We start from the raw sequence: 24,622 nt of genomic DNA on the forward strand, positions 1-24,622 counted from the left end.
GACATTCTCTCCGTCGTCGGCAGCGTCAGGTGTGTAGAAGAGACAGGACCGCACCCCCCGCCCTCCCCGACAACGGCCTGCGGGTCGTCGCGCTCGGTGGTCTCGGCGAGGTCGGCCGCAACATGGCCGTCCTGGAGACGAAGGGCCGCCTGCTCGTCATCGACTGCGGCGTCCTCTTCCCCGAGGACCACCACCCGGGCGTCGACCTCATCCTCCCGGACTTCACCTACATCGAGGACCGGCTCGACGACATCGAGGCCATCGTCCTCACGCACGGCCACGAGGACCACATCGGCGCCGTCCCCTACCTTCTGAAGCTCAAGGGCGACATCCCGCTCATCGGCTCCACGCTCACCCTCGCGCTCGTCGAGGCCAAGCTGAGGGAGCACCGCATCAAGCCGTTCACGATGGCGGTCCGGGAGGGGCAGCGCGAGCAGCTCGGCGTGTTCGACCTCGAGTTCGTCGCCGTCAACCACTCGATCCCCGACGCGCTCGCCGTCTTCGTGCGGACCGAGGCTGGCACGCTCCTGCACACCGGTGACTTCAAGATGGACCAGCTGCCGCTGGACGGCCGGCTCACGGACCTGCGCGCCTTCGCCCGGCTCGGCGAGGAGGGCGTCGACCTCTTCCTCACCGACTCGACCAACGCCGACGTGCCGGGGTTCACCACGCCCGAGCTGGAGATCGCCCCCGCCATCGACAAGGTGTTCCGTCACGCCGAGCGGCGCATCATCGTCGCCTGCTTCAGCAGCCACGTGCACCGCGTCCAGCAGGTGCTCGACGCCGCGGAGAAGGCCGGCCGCAAGGTCGCCATGGTGGGGCGGTCGATGATCCGCAACATGGGCATCGCGGCCGAGCTCGGCTACCTCAAGGTGCCCGACGGCATCCTCGTCGACCTCAAGAAGCTCGACAACCTGCCCGACGACGAGGTCGTCCTCATCTGCACCGGCTCGCAGGGCGAGCCGATGGCGGCCCTGTCCCGGATGGCCAACCGCGAGCACCGCATCGACGTGGGCCCCGGCGACACCGTGCTGCTCGCCAGCAGCCTCATCCCCGGCAACGAGAACGCCGTCTACCGCATCATCAACGGCCTCATGCGTCTCGGCGCCCACGTCGTGCACAAGGGCAACGCCAAGGTGCACGTCTCGGGCCACGCCAGCGCCGGCGAGCTGCTCTACTGCTACAACATCGTCAAGCCGCGCAACGTCATGCCGGTCCACGGCGAGTGGCGACACATGTGGGCCAACTCGCGGCTCGCGATGCAGACCGGAGTCCCCGAGGACCACGTCGTCCTCGCCGAGGACGGCGTCGTCGTCGACCTCGTGGAGGGCAAGGCGTCCGTCGTCGGCGTCGTCGACTGCGGGTACGTCTACGTCGACGGCAGCAGCGTCGGTGGGGCCGACGAGGCGCTGCTCAAGGACCGCCGGATCCTGCGCGACGAGGGCTTCATCTCCTGCATCGTCGTCATCGACTCGGCCACCGGCAAGATCGCGAGCGGCCCCCAGATCACGGCGCGCGGCTTCGTCGAGGACGACGAGATCTTCCAGCAGGTCATCCCGAAGGTCGAGCGCGCGATCGAGGAGGCCGTCGCCAACGGGGTGCGCGACGACCAGCAGCTGCAGCAGATCGTCCGGCGTGCGGTGGGTTCGTGGGTCGGCGGCAAGATCCGCCGTCGCCCGATGATCATCCCCGTCGTCCTGCAGGCCTGACGCGGCGTGGCCGAACACGTCGAGGACCCGGCGGAGGTCGCCCGCGACCCGGCGGAGGTCGCCGCCGACCCGGCGGAGGTCGCCGCCGACCCGGCGGAGGTCGCCGCCGATCCCTCGGAGGAGAGCGCCGACCCGCCGCAGGACGCTGGGTCCCGCCGGCGGTGGGAGCGTGTCGCGGACCGGGCGCTGCTGGCGGTCCTGGTGCTTCTGCTCGCCGTCGTGGCCCTGCGCGGGCTGGACTCGACGTTCTACCCGGTCGTCGTGCTCCAGACGGCGGGTCCCCTCGCCGTCGTCGCTCTCCTGCTGCTCGCGGCGGCCGCGCTCCTCCTGCGTCGCTGGTCCGTGTCGGTGCCGATCGTCGCGGTCGCGGTCGTGGGGCTCGTCGTCGCGGCCCCGGCGTGGTCCTCGAGCGTGCACGCCACGGCCGACACCGACCTGACCGTCATGTCGGCGAACCTCCATGAGGGACAAGCCAACTCGCGTCAGCTGATGGACGCCGTGCGGCTGCACTCGGTCGACGTGCTCGTCCTGGTCGAGGCGACGCCGGAGTCCGAGACCGACCTCGACGACGCCGGTGCGCGCGCATTCTTCCCGCAACGCGTCGGTCGGGCGCGCGATGGTGTCGTCGGGACGCTCGTGCTCTCGAGGTACCCCCTGAGCGAGCGTGCCGACGGCGTCAGCCCGGCCGGTGACAGCCTCCAGCCGGACGTCGACGTCACGACGCCGGCCGGCACCGTGCGGCTTCGGGCCGTGCACCCGCCGCCGCCGTTGCCCGACCGCACCGACGACTGGCACGCGGCCCTGGTCTCGCTCGCGACGTGGGTGCACGCGCAGCCGACCGACCGACCGCTCGTCCTCGCCGGCGACTTCAACGCCTCGTCGGGCCACCCGGTGTTCCGGCGGCTCGCGACCGGGCTGACCGACGCCCAGGCGGCTGCGGGCCGAGGCTGGGTGCGCACCTGGCCGTTCGAGGGGCGGCGCATCCCGCCGTACGTCGACCTGGACCATCAGCTGAGCCGCGGACTGGCCGTCGTGGACGCGGGTCAGGTCGCGGTGAACCGGACCGACCACGCCGCCGTCTGGGCGTCCTACGCCCTGCGCGCCGAGCGCTGACCCCCCGACGGACCGCCCGACCGCGCCCGACCCCGCCCGACCGCCACCGCCCGTCTCGCCGCGGGATCGCAAACACACCGAGCAGCTGCCAGGTGGTCCCTGGTATTCCCGGACCGACCTGGCAGCTGTTCGGTGTGTTGCGGGGTGACGGGGGGTCAGGGGGCGAGAGACCCGGCCCGGTTCACCAGGGGCGCTCGACCTCGACGTCGCGGGGATCCGTGCCCTCGACCGTCCACCCGGCGGCCGTCCGGGTCCACGTCCGCGACGGCCCTTCGCCCACGAGCGCGGCCACCGCCGAGACGAGACGCTCCACGCCCTCGGCCGTGCTGCCGAGCCCGACGCTGGCGCGCACCGCGGTCTGGGGACGCTCGCCCCACGGGTCCTCGAGCAGCTCGTCGACGAGCAGGTGCGCACAGAACTTGCCGTCGCGCACACCGATGCCGTGCTCGACCGAGAGCACCTGCGACACGAGCGAGGGGTCGAAGCCGGACACCGTGAAGGCGAGGACACCGACCCGGTCGTGGTCGTCGCCGAAGATCGAGAGCACCTCGACGCCCGGGACCGCCTCGAGGCCGGTGCGCAGCCGCTCGAGCAGCGCCTCCTCGTGGGCCTCGATGGCGGCGCGGTGGCGTTCGATCGTCGAACAGGCCGCCGCGAGGGCGATGGCGCCGATGACGTTGGGGCTGCCGCCCTCGTGGCGCGCCGGGCCCGTGGCCCACTCCGTGGCCGTCTCGGTGACCGTCCGGGTCGCGCCGCCGCCGGGCAGGTAGGGTGCGCCGGCGTCGAGCCAGTCACGACGCCCGGCGAGCACGCCGGCACCGAAGGGGGCGTAGGTCTTGTGGCCGGAGAAGGCCACCCAGTCGGCGTCCCACGCCGCGAGGTCGATGCGGCGGTGCGCGGACAGCTGCGCGGCGTCGACGGCGATCCGGGCGCCGTGCTCGTGGGCGAGACGGGCGAAGCGCTCCACCGGCCACACCTCACCGGTGACGTTGGACGCCGCCGTCAGCACCACGAGGCGGTGCCGGCCCGGGTGCTCGGCGAGGGCCTCGTCGAGCAGGTCGAGCGCGTCGTCGGTGCTCTGGGGGATCGGCAGGCGCACCGTGCGCGAACGACCCCAGGGCAACAGCGTCGAGTGGTGCTCGCTGCCGAATACGAAGACCACGGCGCGGCTCGGCAGGGCGTGGGCGAGCACCGACCACGAGTCGGTGGTCGTGCGGGTGAAGACGACCTGGTCGTCCTCGCGGGCGCCGACGAACCGGGCCACCTCCTCACGCGCCTGCTCGTACCAGGCGCTCGTCAGCCGCGAGGCGAAGCCGGCACCGCGGTGCACCGACGAGTACGTCTCGAGGGCGCGGTCGACGGCGTCCTTCACGGTCTGGAGGGCGGGGGTCGACGCCGCGTGGTCGAGGTTGGCGTAGGCCACCTCGCCCCGGGTCGTGGGCACGCGCAGGTCCGCGCCGACGACACGCGGCAGGGCCTCGCCCTCGGCGACGACGCGGAGGGCTCGGGTGCGGACGACCGGGGCGGGGCCGCCGCCGCAGAGGGTCGTCGTGGTGGGAAGGGCCGACATGGCAGTGCTCCTCGCGAGTCCAGGGACCCACCCGGTGCAGGTCCGCGCTTGCCGACCTCGAGGAGAAACCAGCCGAGGACGGCCTGGTCGTCACCCGGAGCACCCCACCGCGGAGGAGGGTTGCTGGCCAGCGAGCCGGGGCTTGTCGCTGACACTCTTGACCTGGCGAAGACCATAGGCGCCGGCCTGTCCGGGTGTCCACCCAGCGGGCCCACGGTGTCGGAATCTGAGACGGCACCGACTCGCGCCCGCGGCCACGGTCCGGCGAATCGGTCGTGGTGCGCGTGTGACGCGTGAGTTGAGAGGGACGCTGGCGTACGGTGCGACCATGGCGACACGTCCGTCCACCAGCCAGCGAACGAGCCCCGCGGCGGCCGCGCGCGCGAAGGGCTCGTCGTCGCGCCCGCCGGCGGCCCGCTCGACCCGTCCCGCACAGCGCAAGCCGGCCGCTGCCCGCAGGGGCCAGTCCAAGGGGCCGACGAAGACGCGGGGCGGCGGCCTGCCGTTCCCCCTCAACGCGGTGCGCAACACGTGGATGGGCGTCTCGCACCTGGCCGGTGGCGCGGTGCGCCGGGTCGGGCACAGCGCGGCCGACCTCGAGCCCGAGCACAAGCGCGACGGCATCGGCTTCGCCCTCATCGCCCTCGCCGTCGTCGTCGCGGCCCGCGAGTGGTGGGGCGTCTCGGGCACCTTCGGCCAGGTCGTCCACGCCGTCTTCGCCGGCACCTTCGGGCGGGTCGCGTACGCCGTCCCGCTCGTGCTGCTGGCCCTCGGCCTGCGGATGCTGCGCGCCCCCCAGGACGAGGCCGCGACCAACCGCATCGTCGTCGGCACGATCACCCTGACGTTCGCCGCGTGCGGCCTGTCGCACCTCGCCGACGGCATCCCCAACCCGCCCGACGGGGCCGACGGCATGCGCGCCGCCGGGGGCATCATCGGCTTCCTCGCCTCGAGCCCGCTCGCCGCGGCCGTCTCCACCTACGGGGCGACCGTCCTGCTCGTGCTCCTCGGCGTCTTCGGCCTGCTCGTCATCACGGCGACGCCGGTCAACATGGTCCCGACCCGCCTGCGCCAGCTCAAGGCGCTCGTCATCGACCGCGGCACGCATCCCCACGGGGCCGACGCCGGGGACGGGGCGGAGGCCGACGCCCCGGCGGCCGCGCTCAAGCGGGCCCGCCGCAAGCCCGTCGACCTGTCCGAGCGCGACGGCGACGAGGCGTTCCGCCAGGCGGCGCAGAAGGAGGCCGACGACGCCCCCACCAAGCGGCTGCGCCCGGGCGAGAAACGTCCGACCGCGCCCGGCCTCCTCGCACCGCGACCGAGCGGCGAGAAGGTGATCGACGCCACGGACCCGAAGACCCACGGGGCCCCCGACACGAGCAAGGTCGGACCCAAGGCCGAGCTCGTGCCGCCGCCGATGTCCGAGATGCCGTCGCGCGTCGAGCAGCTGAGCCTCGGTGGGGACATCACCTACCGCCTGCCCGACCAGGCGATGCTCAAGCCGGGGTCGCCGCACAAGACGCGCAGCGAGACGAACGACGCCGTCGTCGAGTCCCTGACGAACGTCTTCGAGCAGTTCGACATCGACGCCGCGGTCACCGGCTTCACCCGCGGCCCGACGGTGACCCGCTACGAGGTCGAGCTCGGCTCGGGCACCAAGGTCGAGCGCGTCACAGCGCTGAGCAAGAACATCGCGTACGCCGTCGCCTCGGCCGACGTGCGGATCCTCAGCCCGATCCCCGGCAAGTCGGCCATCGGCATCGAGATCCCCAACACCGACCGCGAGAACGTCGCGCTCGGCGACGTCCTGCGCAGCCAGACCGCGCGCAGCAACGAGCACCCCATGGTCATGGGCGTCGGCAAGGACGTCGAGGGCGCCTACGTCATCGCCAACCTGGCCAAGATGCCCCACCTGCTCGTGGCCGGCGCCACCGGCTCGGGCAAGTCGAGCTTCGTCAACTCGATGATCACCTCGATCCTCATGCGCTCGACGCCGGAGGAGGTCCGCCTCATCCTCGTCGACCCCAAGCGCGTGGAGCTGACCGCGTACGAAGGCATCCCGCACCTCATCACGCCGATCATCACCAACCCGAAGAAGGCCGCGGAGGCCCTCCAGTGGGTCGTCAAGGAGATGGACCAGCGCTACGACGACCTCGCGGCGTTCGGGTTCAAGCACGTCGACGACTTCAACAAGGCGGTCCGCGCCGGCAAGGTCAAGCCGCTGCCCGGCTCGGAGCGGCAGATCACCACCTACCCGTACCTGCTCGTCGTCGTCGACGAGCTCGCCGACCTCATGATGGTCGCCCCGCGCGACGTCGAGGAGTCGGTCGTGCGCATCACGCAGCTGGCGCGGGCCGCCGGCATCCACCTCGTCCTCGCCACGCAGCGCCCGTCGGTCGACGTCGTCACCGGCCTCATCAAGGCCAACGTGCCGAGCCGCATGGCCTTCGCCACGTCCTCGCTCGCGGACTCGCGCGTCGTGCTCGACCAGCCGGGCGCCGAGAAGCTCATCGGCCAGGGCGACGCCCTCTTCCTGCCGATGGGCGCGAGCAAGCCGATGCGGGTGCAGGGTGCGTGGGTCAACGAGTCGGAGATCCACGAGGTCGTCAAGTTCGTCACGACCCAGCTCAAGCCGAACTACGTCGAGGACGTCACCGTCGCGGCGCCCAAGAAGCAGATCGACGACGACATCGGCGACGACCTCGACGTCCTGCTCCAGGCTGCCGAGCTCGTCATCACGACGCAGTTCGGGTCCACCTCGATGCTGCAGCGCAAGCTGCGCGTTGGCTTCGCCAAGGCCGGCCGGCTCATGGACCTGCTCGAGTCCCGCGGCATCGTCGGCCCGAGCGAGGGGTCCAAGGCGCGCGACGTGCTCGTGCGCCCCGACGACCTGCCGCAGACGCTCGCGCTGCTGCGCGGTGAGGACGTGCCCGCTGCCGTCGCGGTCGACGACGAGGACCTCGTCCCGGAGGACGACCAGCCCTACGCCCCGCCGCCGGTCGAGCTCGACACGTCGGACCTGACGGCCGGCCTGCCGGACGACGTCGCCCCACAGCGCACGGCCGCGATCGTCGCCGAGCGCGGCGAGCGGCGTCAGGCGGAGGAGGAGACGACGGCCGTGCCGACGGCGGCATGGACGCCCGGTCAGCTGACGCCGACCGTCGACGAGGACGACGAGGAGTCGGAGGACGCCTGGCAGCTGACCGACCGCGGCGGTCGCGAGCGCTACTGACCGCCGACGCGTCGGGGCGCGTCGGGGTGCGTCGGAACGCGTCGAGACGCGTCTGGAGCCCGCCGACCGCGCCTGCCGCCTGCCCACTGCCGCCTGCCGCCGTCGGGACGTCGTCGCGACTAGGCTCCGGGAGGTGAGTGCCTCGCTCGAGCTCTGGCCGTCGACGCCGCGTCGCGTCGGTCCACCGAACCGGTGGGACCGCTTCCGCCGCAAGCTGTCCGACCTGCCGTGCGCGCTCCTGCTCTTCGCGCAGCTGGCCGCGCTGCTCGCCTATCCCTTCATCGAGACGCGGTCGGGCGACGTCCAGGAGGCGGCGCGCGCGGTCTTCGGTCTCATCGGCCTCGTCGTGCTCTTCCTCGCCGTGCGCGCGGTGCGGGCGACGCCGGCGCTGACGTGGGTGGCCCTGCTCCTCGGTGGCCCGGTCGTCTTCCTGACGGTCGGCGAGGCGATCTGGCCCGACAACCAGGCTGTCGCCCTCTGGAGCAGCATGCTGCATGCGCTCTTCTACATGTACACCGGCTACGGCCTGCTGCGGTACATGTTCGCCGACAACTGGGTGACCCGCGACGAGCTCTACGCCACCGGGGCGACCTTCACCGTCGTCGCGTGGGGCTTCGCGTACCTCTACCTGGCGATCCAGATCGTCTGGCCGCACTCGTTCACGATCTACGGCGAGACCGGCGTGCCCGGGACCCGCACGTGGTTCGAGCTGCTCTACCTGTCCATCACGACGATGACCTCGACGGGCTTGTCGGACATCTACGCCGTGGAGCCGCACGCGCGCGCGTTCGTCCTGCTCCAGCAGATCACCGGGATGCTCTACGTCGCGCTCGTCGTCGCCCGCCTGGTCGGGCTCACCATCGCCCGCTTCCGCCGCTGACGCTCGCCCGTCCTGACCCGGCGCGCCGGGTCAGGATGCCGGCGGCCCGTCGAGCTCCTCGATGGTGGCGATGGCGGGCGGGCGAGCCGCCTGCAGGTCGCGGGCGACCGCCTCGGCGTCCCGGAGCACCCGCAGCGCATTGCCACGCACCAGCCGGGCCACCTCGTCCCCGGACCACCGCCGCTGCAGGAGCTCGGCGACGAGCGTCGGGTAGCCGCTGACGTCCGCGAGCCCGAGCGGGAAGGTGTCCGTGCCGTCGTAGTCGCCCCCGATCCCGACGTGCTCGATCCCGGCCACCTCGCGGACGTGCTCGACGTGGTCGGCGACCTGGGCCACCGTGGCGTCCGGCTTGGGGTGCTCGCGGACCCAGGTGGCCGTGAAGCGGCCGAACGCCTCCCAGTCCTTCGCGTCCACCCCGACCTCCGCGGCGGCCGCCGCGGCCTCGACCCGCCAGGCAGCGGTGTCGGGGGAGACGAACTCGGGCACGAAGGTCACCATGCAGACCCCGCCGGTGGCCGGCAGCGTCGCGAGGACGTCGTCCGGAACGTTGCGGGGCGTGTCGCAGAGCGCGAGCGCCGAGGAGTGGCTGAAGACGACGGGCGCCTCCGTGGTGGCCAGGGCGGCGCGCATCGTCGTGGCGGCGACGTGGCTCAGGTCGACGAGCATGCCGAGCCGGTTCATCTCGCGGACCACCTCGCGGCCGAAGGCGGTGAGTCCGCCGACGGCCGGCTCGTCGGTCGCCGAGTCGGCCCAGGGCGTGTTGTCGTTGTGGGTCAGCGTCAGGTACCGGACGCCGAGCGTGTGGAGGGCGCGCAGGGCCGCGAGGGACGAGCCGATGGAGTGCCCGCCCTCGGCACCGAGCAGGGAGGCGATGTGGCCACTGGCGCGGGCGGCGTCGACGTCGTCGGCGGTCAGGGCCAGGGCGAGCTCACCCGGCCACGTGGCCACCATGCGGTGCACGGCGTCGACCTGCTCGAGGGTCGCGACGACGGCGGCGTCGCCCTGCAGGGTGCTCGGCACGAAGACGGACCAGAACTGTGCCCCGACACCGCCCTCGCGCAGCCGCGGGATGTCGGTCCGGGTGCTCGTCACCCGAGCCGACAGGTCGAGCGCCTCGAAGTCGTACCGCGTCAGCTCCCGGGCGGCCCAGGGCAGGTCGTTGTGGCCGTCGAGGAGGGGATGCTCGGCGAGCAGCCGACGCGCCCGGGCGAGCGCCTGCTCATGCGTCCCGGCGCGGCTGTCGGGGGTGTCGGCGATGTCGGGGTCGCCGGTCGTGGGGCGCTGGCCGTCGGCTCCGAGCATGTCCGACATTGAACACCCCGCCATCTAGAGTGGACGCATGGCCCCTCCCCATCCCACCGAGCGCAGCGTCGCCCTCGTCACCCTCGGCTGCACCCGCAACGAGGTCGACAGCGAGGAGCTCGCGGGGCGCCTGCTCGCGGAGGGGTGGCGGCTCGTCGACGACGCGTCGCAGGCCGACGTCGCGGTCGTCAACACGTGCGGGTTCGTCGAGCAGGCCAAGAAGGACTCCATCGACGCGCTCCTCGAGGCCAGCGACCTCAAGGAGCACGGGCGCACCCAGAAGGTCGTCGCGGTCGGCTGCCTCGCCGAGCGGTACGGCAAGCAGCTGGCCGACCAGCTGCCCGAGGCCGACGCGGTGCTCGGCTTCGACTCCTACCGCGACATGAGCGTGCACCTGCGCACCCTGCTCGCGGGTGGCCACGTCGAGAGCCACGCGCCGGGCGACCGGCGTGCCCTCCTGCCGCTGTCGCCCGTCGCACGCCAGGCGGGCGTCACGACGGTCGCGCTGCCGGGCCACGGCGACGCGTCCGTCCCTGCTGCGTCAGCGCCCGCCGGGTCGACGCAGCCGCTCCCGACCGAAGACGCCGTCCCCGTGCCGGCCAGCGGGCCGCGCGTCGTACGCGCCCGCCTCGACGGCCGCCCCTGGGCGCCGCTCAAGATCGCCTCCGGCTGCGACCGACGCTGCTCCTTCTGCGCCATCCCGATGTTCCGCGGCGCGTTCGTCTCCCGTCGCCCCACGGACGTCGTCACCGAGGCGCGCTGGCTCGCGGCTCGTGGCGTCCGCGAGCTGTTCCTCGTCTCCGAGAACTCGACCTCCTACGGCAAGGACCTCGGCGACCTCGGCCTGCTCGAGAAGCTGCTGCCGGAGCTGACGGCGATCGAGGGCATCGAGCGGGTCCGCGTCTCCTACCTCCAGCCGGCCGAGATCCGCCCGGGACTCCTGCGCGCCATGGCCGAGACACCAGGCGTCGTCCCGTACTACGACATCTCCTTCCAGCATGCGTCCGAGCCGCTGCTGCGGCGGATGCGGCGGTTCGGATCGCGCGAGGCCTTCCTCGACCTGCTCGCGCGGATCCGCGCGGACGCCCCGGAGGCTGGCATCCGGTGCAACGTCATCGTCGGGTTCCCCGGCGAGACCGAGACGGACCTCGCGGAGCTCGAGGCCTTCCTCGTCGAGGCGCGCCTCGACGTCGTCGGCGTCTTCGGCTACTCCGACGAGGACGGCACCGAGGCCGAGGGGTACAGCGACAAGGTCGACCCGGCCGTCGTCGCCGAGCGCCTCGACCGCGTCACCCGCCTCGTCGAGGAGCTCAACGCCCAGCGGGCCGAGGAGCGGGTCGGCGAGGTCGTCGACGTGCTCGTCGAGGAGCTCGACGACGACGGCGCGCCGGTCGGCCGGGCCGCGTTCCAGGGACCGGACGTCGACGGCGTCACCGTCCTCCGCCTCGCCGACGGGGCCCCCGTGCCCGCCGTCGGCGACCTGGTGCCGGCCGTCGTCGTCGACACCGAGGGGATCGACCTCGTCGCGGAGCCGCGATGACGCCGACCACCTTCCACCGAGGGGAGGGTCCGAACCCTCGACCGACCGACTGGAACCTGCCGAACGCCCTGACGGTGCTCCGGTTCCTCCTCGTGCCGGTCTACGCCTTCGCCCTGTTCCAGGACGGTGGCCACGAACCGTGGTGGCGGTTCTGGGCCTGGGTCGTCTTCGCGGTCGCGGCGGTCACCGACGGCCTCGACGGCAAGCTGGCCAGACGCCGTGGTGAGATCACCAACTTCGGCAAGGTCGCCGACCCCATCGCCGACAAGGCGCTCACGGGCACGGCCTTCATCGGGCTGTCGCTGCTCGGCGTCGTGTGGTGGTGGGTCACCGTCGTCATCCTCGTCCGCGAGATCGGCATCACGGTCCTGCGCTTCGTCGTCATCCGTCACGGCGTCATGCCGGCCGGGCGTGGGGGCAAGCTCAAGACGATGCTCCAGACGCTGTCGCTCGGTGCGTTGACCTTCCCCCTCTGGGTGCTCCCGCTCGGCGAGGTCTGGACCACCGTCGCCTACGTCGTGCTCGGCGCGGCCACCGTCATGACGGTGCTGTCCGGTGTGGACTACGTGTTCAAGGCCGCGCGCCTGCGCGAGACGAGCGAGCGCACCCGGCTGCGGCGCGAGGCCCGCGCGGCGCGTCGCGCCGAGGCGGCCGGTGGTGCAGGGGGTGCGGGTGCCGCCGGAGCGGCCGCTGCACCGGGCCGCCCGGAGGAGCGGACGCCGCACCGTGAGTGACGACGCCGACGCCGTCCCGGCCGCTGATGCCGCCGACATCGGGGCCGCCGGTGCGGCACTCGTCGCCGAGCTGACCGAGGCGCGGCAGACCCTGGCCTGCGCGGAGTCCCTCACTGCGGGACTCGTCGCGGCGACGGTGGCCGACACCCCGGGCGCCTCGAACGTGCTCCGTGGTGGCGTCGTCGCCTACGCGGCCGACCTCAAGACGGCGCTGCTCGGCGTCCCGCACGACCTGCTGGACCGGGTCGGCACCGTCGACGCCGACGTCGCGGCCGCGATGGCCCGGGGCGTACGTGAGCGGCTGGGCGCCACGTGGGGTGTGGCCACCACCGGGGTGGCCGGTCCCGGACCCGCCGAGGGCAAGCCCGCCGGCACGGTCCACGTGGCGGTGGCGGGCCCCGCGGGAACAGCGACGCGGTCGCTGCGGTTGAAGGGGACCAGGGCGCAGGTGCGCTCCGGCACGGTGGCCGGGGTCCTCGCCCTGGCCCTGGAGGAGACTCGCGCCACGCGGGGAACCGCTGCACCGGTGACCGACCCTCGCGGTACGGTAGGCCTGTCGGCACCCGGAGCTCCTGCCGCCGACGACTGAGCACTCGACCCCGACGACACGACGACCTTGGAGGAGGGCGGCATGACGACACTGTTGCGACGCGAGCTCGGTGACGTCCTGCGCGAGCGCCGCCGCGCCCAGGGCCGCACGCTCCGGGAGGTCTCGGCAACGGCATCGGTGTCACTCGGCTACCTCTCCGAGGTGGAGCGCGGTGAGAAGGAGGCGTCCTCCGAGCTGCTCGCGTCCATCTGCGGTGCGCTCGACACGCCGCTGTCCCAGGTGCTCATCGACGTGTCCGCGCGGATGGCCGAGAGCGAGGGCCTGGCCACGACCGTCCGCCTGCCCGTCCCTGCCGGCGAGGTGGTGTCGGCCTCCGCGGCCTGATCGTCTACCGTGCGAGGGTGCCCACGACCTTCACGGACCTCGAGTCACGGCTGACCCGGCTCGGCGCTCCCGACGGTGCGGCCGTGTCCGTGTGGCTGGGCGACCTCGACGGTCGCCGACGCTGGTCGCACGACGCCGACGTGCCGCACTATGCGGCCTCGACGATGAAGATGCCGCTCGTCGTGGCGGCCCTGCGACGCGTCGTGCGGGGTGAGCTCGACCTCGAGGCCCCGCACGCGGTGCACAGCTCGTTCGCCTCCGTCCTCGACGGATCCCCCTTCACCATGGACGAGTCGGACGACCAGGACCCGGACACGTGGGCGGCGCTCGGCGGGACCCGGACGCTGGGCGAGCTCGCCGAGCACGCGATCACCCACTCGGGGAACCTCGCGACCAACCTGCTCCTTGACGTCGTCGGCCTCGACGAGGTGGCCGAGGTGCTGGGCCTGGCCGGTTGCTCCCCCTCGACCGTCGTCGCGCGCGGCATCGAGGACGCGGCCGCCCGCGCGGCCGGCATCACGAACACGGTCACGGCGGCCGACCTCGGAGCCCTGATGGCGGCCGTCGGGCGGCGGGAGCCCGCGCTCGGCGGCGAGGCCGTCCTGGCGCCGGTCGAGGCGATGCTGTCTCGCCAGCACCACCTCGACCAGGTACCGGCCGGACTGCCGCCCGGCACACCCACTGCAAGCAAGTCGGGGTGGCTCCCGGGGGTCTCGCACGACGTCGCCCTCGTGCGGCCCGTGGGCGAGGCGCCGTTCGTGCTGGCCGTCTGCACGACGGTCGACCTCGGCGAGTCCGAGGCCGCCGCGCTCGTCGCCGACATCGCCCGCGCGGTGTGGGCGACCACCCACCCCACGGCCGACGTCACGTCCCCGGACCGCCCCGCGGCGACCGGGAGGACGGCGGCCACCGATGTCACGGAGGTCACCGCATGACCACCGTCCTCCGCGTCGAGACGACCACGTCGTCGGTGCCGCTGCACACGCCCTTCGTCACGGCACTGCGCCGGACCGAGACCGTCGACACCGTCCTCGTGCGCGTCACCGACAGCGACGGCAGGGTCGGCTGGGGTGAGGCCCCACAGGTGTGGCAGGTGACCGGTGAGTCCCTCGCCGGCGCGACGGCCTGCCTCGAGCAGATGCTCGCGCCCGCGGTCACGGGCCGCCCGCTCGACGACCGCGGCGACCTCGCCGCGCTCGGCCGGACCGTCGCGCGCACGGTGGCGCGCAACTTCGGCGCGAAGGCGGCCTTGGACTCCGCCCTGCACGACGTCCTCGCGCGGGCCGAGGGCGTCTCGGTGGCGGCGCTGCTCGCCGAGGGTCGACGCGTCCCGGAGCCCGTGCTCGTCACCGACGTCACGCTGTCGGCCGGGAGCGCGGCCGACCTCGCCGACACCGCCCGGGCCCGGGTCGCCGACGGGTTCCGCACGCTGAAGATGAAGGTCGGGACGGACGCCGACACCGACGTCCAGCGAGTGGCCTCGGTCCGCGACGCGGCCGGGCCCGACGTCGCGATCCGTCTGGACGCCAACCAGGGCTGGACGCGCGAGGAGGCCGTGCGGGTCATCCGCGCCCTCGAGGTGGCAGACCTCGGCGTCGAGTTCGTCGAGCAGCCCGTCGTGGCGGACGACGTCGAGGGACTGGCGTGGGTCCGCGAGCGCGTCGGCCTGCCGGTCATGGCCGACGAGTCGTGCTTCGGCCCCTACGACCTCGAGCGCATCATCCGGCTCGGCGCCGCAGACCTCGTCAACGTCAAGCTCGCCAAGTGCGGGTCGCTCGCGGTCGGCCGCGACATGCTGCGCCGGGCGCACGACGCCGGGCTGCGCACCATCGTCGGTTCGATGATGGAGTCGCACGTCGGAGTCGGTGCGGCGGCCTCGCTCGTCGCTGCCGAGCCGACGACGGAGGTCAGCGACCTCGATGCCGCCTGGTGGTCGGTCGCCTCGCCGGTCGAGGGCGGTATCCGGTACTGCGGCAACGAGATCCGCCTGCCCGACGCCCCCGGGTCCGGCGTGACGGGGCTCGCCCGCGCCTGAGCCCGTGCGACGAGGGACCCCGCCGGGGCGGGGTCCCTCGTTCGTCCGGACGGGCGACCGCTGGCGTCGCAGCGGTCGTGCCGGCCGTGCCCGTCATGCAGCCGTGCCGCCCCGTGGGACGTGCCGGGCGGCGGCGTTCAGTTGCCGACGACGCGGAACGTGAACGCGCCCTCACCGGCGCCGGTCTGCCTGGCGTTCAGACCAACTGCCTTGAGCGACTCGAGGAAGGTCTTCTCCTGACCGTGGACGCCGCTGAGGTAGAGCTTCTCGAGCTTGTCGAGGTCGAGGAACACGGCGACGTTGGACCCGCTGACGTCACCGACGGCCTGCGTGAAGGCCTCGCTGTCGCCGAGGCGCCCACCGGCCTGGAGGTCGTCGGCGTAGTCGGACGTCGTCGCCACGTACACCTTGTCGCCGACGACCCGGTGGGTCAGGGCGGGGGCCCCGCCCGCGGAGCGGAGCAGGCGGGTGATGACCGCGTCGGCCCGCTTGGCGTCGCTCGAGATGATCTTGGCGCCGATCGTCGGGGCTGCCGAGGTGAGGTCCTGGCCGGGCACCGAGAGCGTGAAGGAGCGACCGAGGAGCGCCTTGAGGTCGGCGGGTAGCTTGACGCCGAGCCCCTGCTGCACCATCGCGAGGACGTCGCCCTGGCCGCCGCGTGCGGCACCGTGGAGCTGCTTCTTCAGGTTCGGCCACGCGGCGTCGATCGACTGGTCCGCGCCGGACACCTGCAGGGCGGCCATCGTGTTGGCCGGCAGGTTGGCCAGCTCCGTGCCATCGCCCTTGGCCGTCCCCGACGCGTCGGCGCCCCGGACGACACCGGCCAGCTCGACGTAGTCGGCGTCGAAGCGCAGGGCGGCGGCCAAGCGGCCCTTGCCACCCGGCACGGCGGTGGGCCCGAGGCTGCCGCCGAGCTTCTGCAGCTCGGGCAGGCCGAGGCCCATGTCGACCCACGCCGACGCCACGCCCTGCTCGCCGAGCGCCGACATGTCGCCGGCGAAGGTCGCGTTCTGCGCGAGACTGCCCTTCGCGGTCGCCGCGAGCGTCGCGTCGCCGAGCCCACCCGGGGTGAGGATGGCGTAGCCGTCCTTGACGCGCAGGTCGGTGTCGGCCCCGCTGGCGCCGCAGGTCCGGAGCCGGTCCAGCGTCGTGCGCGCGGCGTCCTCGTCCCTGACCTGGATCGCCACGGCGAGGTTCGGCTTGTCCTTCGTGCCACCGGGCCGCAGCGCCAGGCCGACGCGGTCGCCGAGCCACGGCGCGATGTCGGTGTCGTAGCGGAACGTCTTCATGCACGCGTCGCGCGAGTCGTGGGCGGCGAGGTCCCAGAGCTTCTTGCGGGGGTCGCCGCTCCCGAGGGTGTTCTGGATCTGCGGGACCTTGCCGAGGAAGCGGACCGCGGCGACCTTCTGCCCGGCGGAGGGGTCGATGTCGAGGCGGAGGTAGGCGTACGCGTCACCGGGCAGCACGTCCGCGGGCTGCGAGCCGCCCCCGCCCAGCTGCTGGGCCGCGAAGACCCCGGCGCCGCCGAGCAGCACCACCGCGGCGAGGCCGCCGGCGAGCAGACCGGTACGCCTGCGGCGAGCGACGCCCGGCGCCGCCGGCTCGTCCGAGAGGGCGACGCCCTCGGTGGCCGTGGACCCGACCAGGTCGCCGGCGACGGGATACGTGTAGGGCTGGGTGACCTGCGTGTCTCCCGAAGGTCGGTACGTCGAGTCGGACATGTGAAGTGCTCCCCTGAGGATGGTGTGCCGGCACTGGCGCCGCGCAGCGACGATATCGCCTGGTGAGGACGGCCATGTCCGGTTCGGCGATCCTGCGACGCGGTCGTGACCGGAGGCGTCCCGGGCCGGCTCCCGACGCCGCGTGGAGGCGTCGGCGACGAGGGACGACCGCAGCGGGTCGGGCACGGCTGCGCCGGGTGGCAGACTGGCAGGCGTGCGGATGAGTCACTTCTGGACCCTGATGGAGGACGAGTTCGGCGAGGGGTACGCGAGGTCGCTCGCCCGCGACCACGTCATCGGCTCGCTCGGCGGCCGGTCCGTCGACGAGGCGCTCGCCGACGGCGAACCGCCACGCCGCGTCTGGGAGGCGATCTGCGACGACATGGACGTGCCCGAGTCCCGACGCCTCGGCCGCGACGACCGCGTGGCCCGTGGCGCGCAGGGCGGCCAGGTGGCCGGCCCGTGAGCGCCCCGCGCGGCCGGATCACCCTGAGGCGTGGGGACATCACGACCGACGCCGGAGCCGACGCCATCGTCAACGCGGCGAACTCCTCGCTCCTCGGCGGTGGGGGCGTCGACGGCGCGATCCACCGCGCAGCCGGTCCTGAGCTGCTCGCCGAGTGCCGGCTCCTCGGCGGGTGCGCGACCGGCGACGCCAAGATCACCGGTGCGGGGCGGCTGCCGGTCCGCCACGTCATCCACACCGTGGGTCCGGTGTGGCGCGGCGGCGGGGCGGGGGAGCCGGAGCTGCTCGCGTCCTGCTACCGCCGGTCGGTGGAGCTCGCGGCCCAGGCGTCGTGCGCCGTCGTCGCGTTCCCGGCCATCTCGTGCGGCGTCTACGGCTACCCCCCCGACGCGGCGGCCCGCGTCGCCGTGACGACGCTCGCGGACGCTCTCGCCGCGTTCCCGGCCGTCCGGGAGGCGCGCTTCTGGCTCTTCTCGGACCAGGTCCACGCCGCCTTCGAGGCGGCGCTCGCCGAGGCCGGGGAGGCCTGACCCTCGGCGGGTGCGCTGATCGAGCGGTCGGCCACGGCGGCGGCGTGTCGCTTCCCGGTCTCGAACACGTGTTCGGTACTGTTGTCCACAGGTCCGGTGTCGTCCATGGCATCGTCCACAGGCCGTCTCGTGGTGAACTCCGATGTCGGCGCCGGCACCTAACGTCTGACCCGACAACGGAACTCACGAACGCCGTCGTTCAGGGTCGAAGGCAGACGACCGCAGCGCAGACGGCAGATAGGTGGCCACCCACATGGCATCGGTGATGGACAAGGACAAGGCCCTCGCCTCGGTGATGGGTCAGATCGAGAAGAGCTACGGCAAGGGTGCGGTGATGCGCCTCGGCGACGACGTCCGACCGCCGATCGAGATCATCCCCACGGGGTCGATCGCCCTCGACGTCGCGCTCGGCATCGGCGGCCTCCCGCGTGGGCGCATCGTCGAGATCTACGGCCCGGAGTCCTCCGGCAAGACGACCGTGGCCCTGCACGCGGTCGCCAACGCGCAGCGCGCCGGCGGCATAGCGGCCTTCATCGACGCCGAGCACGCGCTCGACCCCGAGTACGCCAAGAAGCTCGGCGTCGACACCGACGCCCTGCTCGTCTCCCAGCCCGACACCGGTGAGCAGGCGCTCGAGATCGCCGACATGCTCATCCGCTCCGGCGCGCTCGACATCATCGTCATCGACTCCGTCGCCGCCCTCGTGCCGCGCGCCGAGATCGAGGGTGAGATGGGCGACAGCCACGTCGGCCTGCAGGCCCGCCTCATGAGCCAGGCGCTGCGCAAGCTCACCGGTGCGCTGAACTCGACGGGCACGACCGCGATCTTCATCAACCAGCTGCGCGAGAAGATCGGCGTCATGTTCGGCTCGCCCGAGACGACCACCGGTGGAAAGGCGCTGAAGTTCTACGCGTCGGTGCGTCTCGACGTGCGTCGCATCGAGACCCTCAAGGACGGCACCGAGCCGGTCGGCAACCGCACCCGTGTCAAGGTCGTCAAGAACAAGGTGTCGCCGCCGTTCAAGCAGGCGGAGTTCGACATCCTCTACGGCCTGGGCATCTCGCGCGAGGGTGGACTCATCGACATGGGGGTCGAGCACGGCTTCATCCGCAAGGCCGGGGCCTGGTACACCTACGAGGGCGACCAGCTCGGCCAGGGCAAGGAGAACGCCCGCAACTTCCTCAAGGACAACCCCGACCTCGCCGACGAGATCGAGAAGAAGGTCAAGGAGAAGCTCGGCGTCGGCCCGCGTGTGGACCAGCCGGCCGAGGTCGCGGACGTCCCGGTCGACTTCTGATCGTGAGCTCCGGAGCTCGCCGTCCGGACCGGTCGTCAGCCGGCCTCGACCCGTCGGTCGAGGAACGGCTGGCCCGGGCCGCGCGGATCCTGGCCGAGGCCGAGGGCCTGTCCGGGGCGCCTGCTCCGGCCGGCTCGGGCAACCCCAGGCTCTGGGGCGAGCCGGGACCCTGGGGCGACGGGTCGCCCCGCCGAGATCCCGAGCTCGAGCCGGGAGGCCGCCGCGCGCCCGGTCCCTCTCGGCGGGGGAGGCGTGGCACGCCACCACCCCCGCCCGACCCGACGACGCACGCGCCCGAGGCCGACCCCGAGTCGGTCGCGCGCGCGATCGTCCTGCGACAGCTGAGCATGGCGCCCCGCAGCCGGGCCCAGCTGGAGCGAAAGCTGCGGGACCGCGGCTGCGACGACTCGGTGGCGACCCGGGTCCTCGACCGCATGACCGAGGTGGGGCTCGTGGACGACGAGGCCTACGCCGAGATGCTCGTTCGCTCCAAGCAGGCGGCACGAGGTCTGGCCCGCAAGGCCCTCGCCCACGAGCTGCGCAAGCAGGGCATCGACCAGGACGTCGCCGAGGAGGCGCTCGGCCAGATCGACGCCGACGACGAGCGGGCCAGGGCCGAGGACCTCGTGGCCAAGAAGCTGCGCACTATGCACGGGCTCGCGCCCGACGTGCAGGCCCGCCGGCTGGCAGCCATGCTGGCCCGCAAGGGCTACTCCGGGGAGATCGCGTGGCCGGTCGTGCGCGATGCGGTCAACCTCGCCGAGGAGCACCAGCGAGACTGACCCGCCCCGTCACGCCGGCCGCGGACCGGCAGCAGGAAGGTCCCGGTGCCGACGGGATGGACCCGAGGGCACGACGAAGGGCGGGGACCCTGCGGTCCTCGCCCTTCGTGGGGTGGCCGGTGCGGCCGGGTTCAGGTGCAGGTCACGCCTGCGACGGCACCACGGCGATCGCCGAGATGTCGAACTCGAGCTTGACCTTCTCGCTGACGAGGACGCCACCGGTCTCGAGCGCCGCGTTGAACGACAGGTTCCACTCGGTGCGGTCGATGGTGACGCCGCCCTCGAAGCCGACGCGGGTGTTGCCGAACGGGTCCTTGGCCGAGCCCGTCTCCTCGAAGGGGATCGTGACGGACTTCGTCACCCCGTTGATGGTGAGGTCACCGGTGATCTCCCACTCGGCGCCGTCGCGCTCGACGCGCGTCGAGACGAAGGTGATCTCGGGGTGGTTCTCGATGTCGAAGAAGTCTGGGGTGCGCAGGTGGCCGTCGCGCTGCTCGTTGCCGGTGGTCACGCTCGCCGCCTTGATGGTGACGGTGACCGACGAGTTGGACGGGGTGGCGGTGTCGACGTGGGCGCTGCCCTCGAACTCCTCGAACTGGCCGCGCACCTTGGTGACCATGGCGTGGCGCGCCGAGAAGCCGATGCGCGTGTGGCTCGGGTCCAGCGTGTAGTCGCCGGTGATGTCGGCGACGGCGACGGAGGTGGTCTCGGCCGCGGGGGCCTCGGCGGTGCGGTTGAACAGTCCCATGATGAGTCCTTCGGAGTAGATGATTGAATGTTCAACGACAGTCTGCACTGATCTCGTTGAACTGTCAAGCATTGGTTCAAACTCGGACCGTGGTCCGGTTATTCCGCCGTAGGGTGATGGGAGGCCGACGTCCTGTTGAGCCGTCGGACGGGGGCGCGGGACGCCGTACCCTAGACGCGGCCCGCACGCCACCGCGCGCCCGGCGGACTGACGGAGAAGGACGATGCCGAAGACCTATGACGTGCGCACCCACGGGTGCCAGATGAATGTCCACGACAGCGAGCGCCTCGCGGGCCTCCTCGAGACCGCGGGCTACGTCGACCTCGCCAGCCTTCCCGCGGGGGAGCGGCCGGAGGTGGCCGACGTCGTCGTCTTCAACACGTGTGCCGTCCGCGAGAACGCCGACAACAAGCTCTACGGCAACCTCGGGCAGCTGCGCCCCGCCAAGCAGAAGAACCCTGACCTGCAGATCGCCGTCGGCGGGTGCATGGCCCAGAAGGACCGAGGCGCCATCGTCGAACGCGCCCCGTGGGTCGACGTGGTCTTCGGGACCCACAACATCGGCTCGCTGCCGGCACTGCTCGACCGGGCAGCCCACAACCGCAAGGCCCAGGTCGAGATCCTCGAGAGCCTCGAGGTGTTCCCGTCCACCCTCCCCACGCGCCGCGACTCCGCCTACAGCGGTTGGGTGTCGATCTCGGTCGGGTGCAACAACACCTGCACCTTCTGCATCGTGCCGAGCCTGCGGGGCAAGGAGCAGGACCGGCGTCCCGGTGAGATCCTCGCCGAGATCGAGGCACTCGTGGTCCAGGGCGTCGTGGAGGTGACCCTGCTCGGGCAGAACGTCAACACCTACGGCGTCGAGTTCGGGGACCGGCTCGCGTTCGGCAAGCTGCTGCGCGCGTGCGGTGACATCGAGGGCCTCGAACGCGTGCGGTTCACCAGCCCGCACCCGGCCGCCTTCACCGACGACGTCATCTCGGCCATGGCCGAGACGCCGAACGTCATGCCGAGCCTGCACATGCCGCTGCAGTCGGGCTCCGACGACGTGCTGCGCCGGATGCGTCGCTCCTACCGCAGCGCCAGGTTCCTCGGCATCCTCGACCAGGTGCGTGACCGGATCCCCGACGCCGCGATCACCACCGACATCATCGTCGGCTTTCCCGGCGAGACCGAGGCAGACTTCCAGGGCACCCTCGACGTCGTGCGCGAGGCGCGGTTCTCCAGCGCCTTCACCTTCCAGTACTCGATCCGGCCCGGGACCCCGGCGGCGACGATGGAGGGCCAGGTGCCCAAGGAGGTCGTGCAGGAGCGCTTCGACCGGCTCATCGCCCTCCAGGAGGAGGTGTCGTGGGCGGAGAACCGCCGCCTGGAGGGACGGGAGGTCGAGGTCCTCGTCGCGCCGTCCGAGGGGCGCAAGGACTCCGCGACCAAGCGCCTGTCCGGCCGGGCCCGCGACAACCGTCTGGTCCACTTCGCCCTCGCCGGTGGGGCCGAGGTGCCGCGCCCGGGCGACCTCGTCACGGTCGGGGTCACGTACGGGGCGCCCCACCACCTCGTCGCCGACTCGGCCGTCACGGGTGGCGCGTACCGGGTGCGCCGCACGCCGGGTGGCGACGCGTGGGCCGCGCTCCAGGACGCGCCGACCGGCCCGCGCAAGCCGGCTGTGACCCTCGGGATGCCGGGCATCGGACGCCCCGCCGCGACCGCTCCGAGCGCTCCCGCCTGCGCCGCCCCCTGACCTCCGGCCGGTTCGGGCGCGAGCCGGTCGGCGTGCTTGACTTGGGCCCATGACCGTGCGCCCGATCGTCATCAGCGGCGAGCCCGTGCTCCACCGCTCTGCCGCCCTCGTGACCGAGTTCGACGACGACCTGCGGACGCTGGTCGAGGACATGCACGAGACGAACGTCGCGGCCAACGGTGTGGGCCTTGCCGCCCCGCAGGTCGGCGTCGGTCTGCGGGTGTTCGTCTGGAAGATGCCGAACGACGACGGGGTCCCCGAGTCGGGCCACGTCGTCAACCCGACGGTGACCACCTCGAAGGTGCCGCCGGGCCGCCCCGACCCGCACGAGGAGACCGAGGGCTGCCTGTCGGTGCCGGGTGAGTCGTTCCCGCTGCGGCGGGCCGAGCGAGCCCACGTCGTCGGGTTCGACGTCGAGGGCAACCGCGTCGAGTTCGACGCCACGGGCTGGTTCGCCCGCTGCATGCAGCACGAGTACGACCACCTCAACGGCACGCTGTACGTCGACCGCCTGGACGAGCGCCAGTCCAAGAGGGCGAAGAAGGCCGTGCGCCGCAACGGCTGGGGCACGCCGGGGCACTCGTGGATGCCCGGTGTCGACGCCGACCCCTTCGGCCACGACGAGGCCGACCTCGACGCCGAGGGCCACGAGGGCCACGAGGGCCACGAGGTGCACGCAGGCCGCCACGGCGAGCACGACGAGCTGGCGGGGTGACCCGGCCGGCGGACGCGGCCGGTCCCGACGGTGCCCTCGCCGCGCTGCCCGCCGTCGTCGCCGTCGTGGGGGCCACCGCGACCGGCAAGTCCGACCTCGCGCTCGACCTGGCCGAGCGGCTCGAGGGGGAGGTTGTCAACGCGGACGCCATGCAGCTCTACCGCGGCATGGACATCGGTACGGCGAAGCTCGCGCCCGCCGAGCGTCGCGGCATCGCCCATCACCAGCTCGACGTCCTCGATGTGACCGAGGAGGCGAGTGTCGCTGCCTACCAACGGAACTCGCGGGCCGACATCGCGGCCATCCGTGCCCGAGGCCGTCGTCCCCTCCTCGTCGGCGGCTCGGGGCTCTACGTCCGGGCGGCCCTCGACCGGCTCGACATCCCGCCCACCGACCCCGCCGTCCGAGCCCGGCTCGAGGCGGAGGCCGACCGCGAGGGAGGCGAGGCGATGCATGCCCGCCTCCGCGGCGTCGACCCGCAGGCGGCCGCGCGCATCCTGCCTGGGAACGTCCGCCGCGTGGTACGGGCCCTCGAGGTCGTCGAGCTGACCGGCCGACCGTTCAGCGCGTCGCTGCCGGCGCGCGAGCACGTCACTCCGGCAGTCGTTCTCGGGCTTCGCCTCGACCGCGCCGTGCTCGACGAGCGGATCGGCCGTCGCGTCGACCGGATGTGGGACCAGGGCCTGCGCCAGGAGACCGAACATCTGCTCGCAGCGGGGCTTCGCGACGGGTTCACGGCGAGCCGCGCCATCGGGTACAGCCAGGCCATCGCCGTTCTCGACGGCGACCTGTCCGAGGAGCAGGCCCGGCTCGACACCGCCCAGGCGACGCGTCGTTACGCGCGCCGGCAGGCGTCCTGGTTCGGCGCCGACCCGCGCATCGTGTGGCTGGAGGCCGAGGCTCCCGACCTGCTCGACCGCGCCCTCGCCGCAGTCCGGGCCCACGACGCGTCGGTCCCTGCCGTACCGGAGAATGACTGACATGACGCGCTTCACCAAGGGCCACGGCACCGAGAACGACTTCGTCCTCGTTCCCGACCTCGACGGCACCCTCGAGCTCACCCCGGCGCAGGTGCAGCGCATCGCCGACCGTCACGCGGGGCTCGGCGCCGACGGCGTCATCCGTGTCGTGCGCACCCGGTACGCCACCGACGACGCGGTGCGCTCGCAGGCCGACGATGCCGAGTGGTTCATGGACTACCGCAACTCGGACGGGTCCCTCGCGGAGATGTGCGGCAACGGCACCCGCGTCTTCGCCGAGTACCTGCGCCGCGAGGGACTCGCCCACGGCCGGCAGCTGAGCATCGCCACGCGTGCCGGCACCAAGACCATCCGCGTCACCGACACGGGCTACGCGGTCGACCTCGGGCCGTGGCGGCTCTCCGACGAGGAGGGTGCCCGCCGTGACGGTTTCGACGTCATGGTCCGTCCCCGCCACGGCAAGCCGGTCCCGGCTCTGTCGCTCGACCTCGGCAACCCGCATGCCGTCGTCATGCTCCCCGAGGGCATCGACCTCGACCAGCTCGACCTCACCGCCGCTCCCGAGGTCCACCCGGAGCAGCGCGAGGGGGTCA

The 24,622-nt window shown here is 72.8% G+C and carries 22 protein-coding genes and 1 riboswitch; of the genes, 18 read left to right on the top strand and 4 right to left on the bottom strand.

From position 1 onward, the window contains the following. The first annotated feature begins 29 nt into the window (after positions 1-29). Both ACR9ZK_RS11160 and ACR9ZK_RS11165 read left to right on the top strand, forming a co-directional pair. Positions 30-1,709 carry a ribonuclease J gene (locus ACR9ZK_RS11160; protein ID WP_481341981.1) on the top strand — a complete coding sequence of 560 codons (1,680 nt, stop codon included), beginning with the start codon at positions 30-32 and terminating at the stop codon, positions 1,707-1,709. Positions 1,710-1,715: 6 nt separating this feature from the next. Beyond that, positions 1,716-2,822: an endonuclease/exonuclease/phosphatase family protein gene (locus tag ACR9ZK_RS11165; RefSeq protein ID WP_481341982.1), complete on the top strand. Its 1,107-nt coding sequence runs from the start codon at positions 1,716-1,718 to the stop codon at positions 2,820-2,822. Positions 2,823-3,003: 181 nt separating this feature from the next. Here the strand turns inward: ACR9ZK_RS11165 and ACR9ZK_RS11170 are convergent, their stop codons facing one another. Then, entirely contained in the window at positions 3,004-4,392 is a 1,389-nt protein-coding gene (locus ACR9ZK_RS11170; RefSeq protein WP_481341983.1) for an aminotransferase class V-fold PLP-dependent enzyme, read from the bottom strand. 39 nt (positions 4,393-4,431) lie between these two features. Continuing rightward, positions 4,432-4,555: riboswitch (SAM riboswitch) on the bottom strand. Between the two features lie 165 nt (positions 4,556-4,720). On the opposite strand from ACR9ZK_RS11170, the gene ACR9ZK_RS11175 reads away from it, so the two are divergent. Beyond that, on the top strand, positions 4,721-7,624 hold the full coding sequence (locus ACR9ZK_RS11175; protein ID WP_481341984.1) for an FtsK/SpoIIIE family DNA translocase: 2,904 nt from the start codon (positions 4,721-4,723) through the stop codon (positions 7,622-7,624). Between the two features lie 133 nt (positions 7,625-7,757). Then, positions 7,758-8,504 carry an ion channel gene (locus ACR9ZK_RS11180; RefSeq protein ID WP_481341985.1) on the top strand — a complete coding sequence of 249 codons (747 nt, stop codon included), beginning with the start codon at positions 7,758-7,760 and terminating at the stop codon, positions 8,502-8,504. A 30-nt stretch (positions 8,505-8,534) separates the two neighbouring features. On the opposite strand, the gene ACR9ZK_RS11185 is transcribed toward ACR9ZK_RS11180, so the two are convergent. Further along, entirely contained in the window at positions 8,535-9,806 is a 1,272-nt protein-coding gene (locus ACR9ZK_RS11185; RefSeq protein ID WP_481341986.1) for a dipeptidase, read from the bottom strand. Between the two features lie 37 nt (positions 9,807-9,843). Between ACR9ZK_RS11185 and rimO the strand changes: the two genes are divergently transcribed. The 6 genes from rimO to ACR9ZK_RS11215 are packed head-to-tail and all read left to right on the top strand — an operon-like array spanning position 9,844 to position 15,049. Further along, the gene (gene rimO, locus ACR9ZK_RS11190) at positions 9,844-11,346 is read left to right on the top strand and encodes a 30S ribosomal protein S12 methylthiotransferase RimO (protein WP_481341987.1); all 1,503 of its coding nucleotides are present in this window, start codon (positions 9,844-9,846) and stop codon (positions 11,344-11,346) included. Then, entirely contained in the window at positions 11,343-12,080 is a 738-nt protein-coding gene (gene pgsA, locus ACR9ZK_RS11195; RefSeq protein WP_481341988.1) for a CDP-diacylglycerol--glycerol-3-phosphate 3-phosphatidyltransferase, read from the top strand. The genes rimO and pgsA overlap by 4 nt, the downstream gene beginning before the upstream one ends. After that, complete coding sequence (locus tag ACR9ZK_RS11200) at positions 12,073-12,669, top strand: CinA family protein (protein WP_481341989.1); 597 nt, start codon at positions 12,073-12,075, stop codon at positions 12,667-12,669. The genes pgsA and ACR9ZK_RS11200 overlap by 8 nt, the downstream gene beginning before the upstream one ends. Before the next feature lie 42 nt (positions 12,670-12,711). Then, positions 12,712-13,014: a helix-turn-helix domain-containing protein gene (locus tag ACR9ZK_RS11205; RefSeq protein WP_481341990.1), complete on the top strand. Its 303-nt coding sequence runs from the start codon at positions 12,712-12,714 to the stop codon at positions 13,012-13,014. Positions 13,015-13,031: 17 nt separating this feature from the next. Beyond that, the gene (locus tag ACR9ZK_RS11210) at positions 13,032-13,949 is read left to right on the top strand and encodes a serine hydrolase (RefSeq protein WP_481341991.1); all 918 of its coding nucleotides are present in this window, start codon (positions 13,032-13,034) and stop codon (positions 13,947-13,949) included. Continuing rightward, positions 13,946-15,049, top strand: a complete 1,104-nt coding sequence (locus tag ACR9ZK_RS11215; protein ID WP_481341992.1) for a mandelate racemase/muconate lactonizing enzyme family protein — start codon at positions 13,946-13,948, stop codon at positions 15,047-15,049. Before ACR9ZK_RS11210 ends, ACR9ZK_RS11215 begins: the two co-directional genes overlap by 4 nt. A 137-nt stretch (positions 15,050-15,186) precedes the next feature. Here ACR9ZK_RS11215 and ACR9ZK_RS11220 read toward each other — a convergent pair whose 3' ends face one another. Next, entirely contained in the window at positions 15,187-16,770 is a 1,584-nt protein-coding gene (locus ACR9ZK_RS11220; protein WP_481341993.1) for a DUF3352 domain-containing protein, read from the bottom strand. Between the two features lie 214 nt (positions 16,771-16,984). Here ACR9ZK_RS11220 and ACR9ZK_RS11225 point away from each other — a divergent pair, with 214 nt between their 5' ends. The 4 genes from ACR9ZK_RS11225 (at position 16,985) to ACR9ZK_RS11240 (ending at position 19,845) form a co-directional block, all read left to right on the top strand. Beyond that, the gene (locus ACR9ZK_RS11225; RefSeq protein ID WP_481341994.1) at positions 16,985-17,236 is read left to right on the top strand and encodes a DUF3046 domain-containing protein; all 252 of its coding nucleotides are present in this window, start codon (positions 16,985-16,987) and stop codon (positions 17,234-17,236) included. Continuing rightward, complete coding sequence (locus tag ACR9ZK_RS11230; RefSeq protein ID WP_481341995.1) at positions 17,233-17,766, top strand: O-acetyl-ADP-ribose deacetylase; 534 nt, start codon at positions 17,233-17,235, stop codon at positions 17,764-17,766. The genes ACR9ZK_RS11225 and ACR9ZK_RS11230 overlap by 4 nt, the downstream gene beginning before the upstream one ends. Positions 17,767-18,019: 253 nt before the next feature. Next, complete coding sequence (gene recA, locus ACR9ZK_RS11235) at positions 18,020-19,063, top strand: recombinase RecA (protein WP_481341996.1); 1,044 nt, start codon at positions 18,020-18,022, stop codon at positions 19,061-19,063. 2 nt (positions 19,064-19,065) lie between these two features. Continuing rightward, entirely contained in the window at positions 19,066-19,845 is a 780-nt protein-coding gene (locus ACR9ZK_RS11240; protein ID WP_481341997.1) for a regulatory protein RecX, read from the top strand. Between the two features lie 142 nt (positions 19,846-19,987). On the opposite strand, the gene ACR9ZK_RS11245 is transcribed toward ACR9ZK_RS11240, so the two are convergent. Continuing rightward, entirely contained in the window at positions 19,988-20,593 is a 606-nt protein-coding gene (locus tag ACR9ZK_RS11245; RefSeq protein WP_481341998.1) for a YceI family protein, read from the bottom strand. Positions 20,594-20,816: 223 nt separating this feature from the next. Here ACR9ZK_RS11245 and miaB point away from each other — a divergent pair, with 223 nt between their 5' ends. The 4 genes from miaB to dapF all read left to right on the top strand — a co-directional run. Then, positions 20,817-22,334: a tRNA (N6-isopentenyl adenosine(37)-C2)-methylthiotransferase MiaB gene (gene miaB, locus ACR9ZK_RS11250; protein WP_481341999.1), complete on the top strand. Its 1,518-nt coding sequence runs from the start codon at positions 20,817-20,819 to the stop codon at positions 22,332-22,334. Between the two features lie 49 nt (positions 22,335-22,383). Next, on the top strand, positions 22,384-23,049 hold the full coding sequence (def, locus tag ACR9ZK_RS11255; RefSeq protein ID WP_481342000.1) for a peptide deformylase: 666 nt from the start codon (positions 22,384-22,386) through the stop codon (positions 23,047-23,049). After that, entirely contained in the window at positions 23,046-24,029 is a 984-nt protein-coding gene (gene miaA, locus ACR9ZK_RS11260; RefSeq protein WP_481342002.1) for a tRNA (adenosine(37)-N6)-dimethylallyltransferase MiaA, read from the top strand. Before def ends, miaA begins: the two co-directional genes overlap by 4 nt. A 1-nt stretch (position 24,030) precedes the next feature. Next, the coding region (gene dapF, locus ACR9ZK_RS11265) for a diaminopimelate epimerase (RefSeq protein ID WP_481342003.1) at positions 24,031-24,622 on the top strand (592 nt) is incomplete at its 3' end.

The organism is Monashia sp. HAY1-5C, from assembly GCF_056755255.1.

What these genes read in the sequence shown, in the direction of transcription:
- ACR9ZK_RS11220 (WP_481341993.1), bottom strand. Translation starts at nt 16,770, where the DNA reads ATGTCCGACTCGACGTACCGACCTTCGGGAGACACGCAGGTCACCCAG.
- ACR9ZK_RS11170 (WP_481341983.1), bottom strand. Translation starts at nt 4,392, where the DNA reads ATGTCGGCCCTTCCCACCACGACGACCCTCTGCGGCGGCGGCCCCGCC.
- def (WP_481342000.1), top strand. Translation starts at nt 22,384, where the DNA reads ATGACCGTGCGCCCGATCGTCATCAGCGGCGAGCCCGTGCTCCACCGC.
- ACR9ZK_RS11185 (WP_481341986.1), bottom strand. Translation starts at nt 9,806, where the DNA reads ATGCTCGGAGCCGACGGCCAGCGCCCCACGACCGGCGACCCCGACATC.
- ACR9ZK_RS11205 (WP_481341990.1), top strand. Translation starts at nt 12,712, where the DNA reads ATGACGACACTGTTGCGACGCGAGCTCGGTGACGTCCTGCGCGAGCGC.
- ACR9ZK_RS11215 (WP_481341992.1), top strand. Translation starts at nt 13,946, where the DNA reads ATGACCACCGTCCTCCGCGTCGAGACGACCACGTCGTCGGTGCCGCTG.
- rimO (WP_481341987.1), top strand. Translation starts at nt 9,844, where the DNA reads ATGGCCCCTCCCCATCCCACCGAGCGCAGCGTCGCCCTCGTCACCCTC.
- ACR9ZK_RS11175 (WP_481341984.1), top strand. Translation starts at nt 4,721, where the DNA reads ATGGCGACACGTCCGTCCACCAGCCAGCGAACGAGCCCCGCGGCGGCC.
- miaB (WP_481341999.1), top strand. Translation starts at nt 20,817, where the DNA reads ATGCCGAAGACCTATGACGTGCGCACCCACGGGTGCCAGATGAATGTC.
- recA (WP_481341996.1), top strand. Translation starts at nt 18,020, where the DNA reads ATGGCATCGGTGATGGACAAGGACAAGGCCCTCGCCTCGGTGATGGGT.
- pgsA (WP_481341988.1), top strand. Translation starts at nt 11,343, where the DNA reads ATGACGCCGACCACCTTCCACCGAGGGGAGGGTCCGAACCCTCGACCG.
- ACR9ZK_RS11245 (WP_481341998.1), bottom strand. Translation starts at nt 20,593, where the DNA reads ATGGGACTGTTCAACCGCACCGCCGAGGCCCCCGCGGCCGAGACCACC.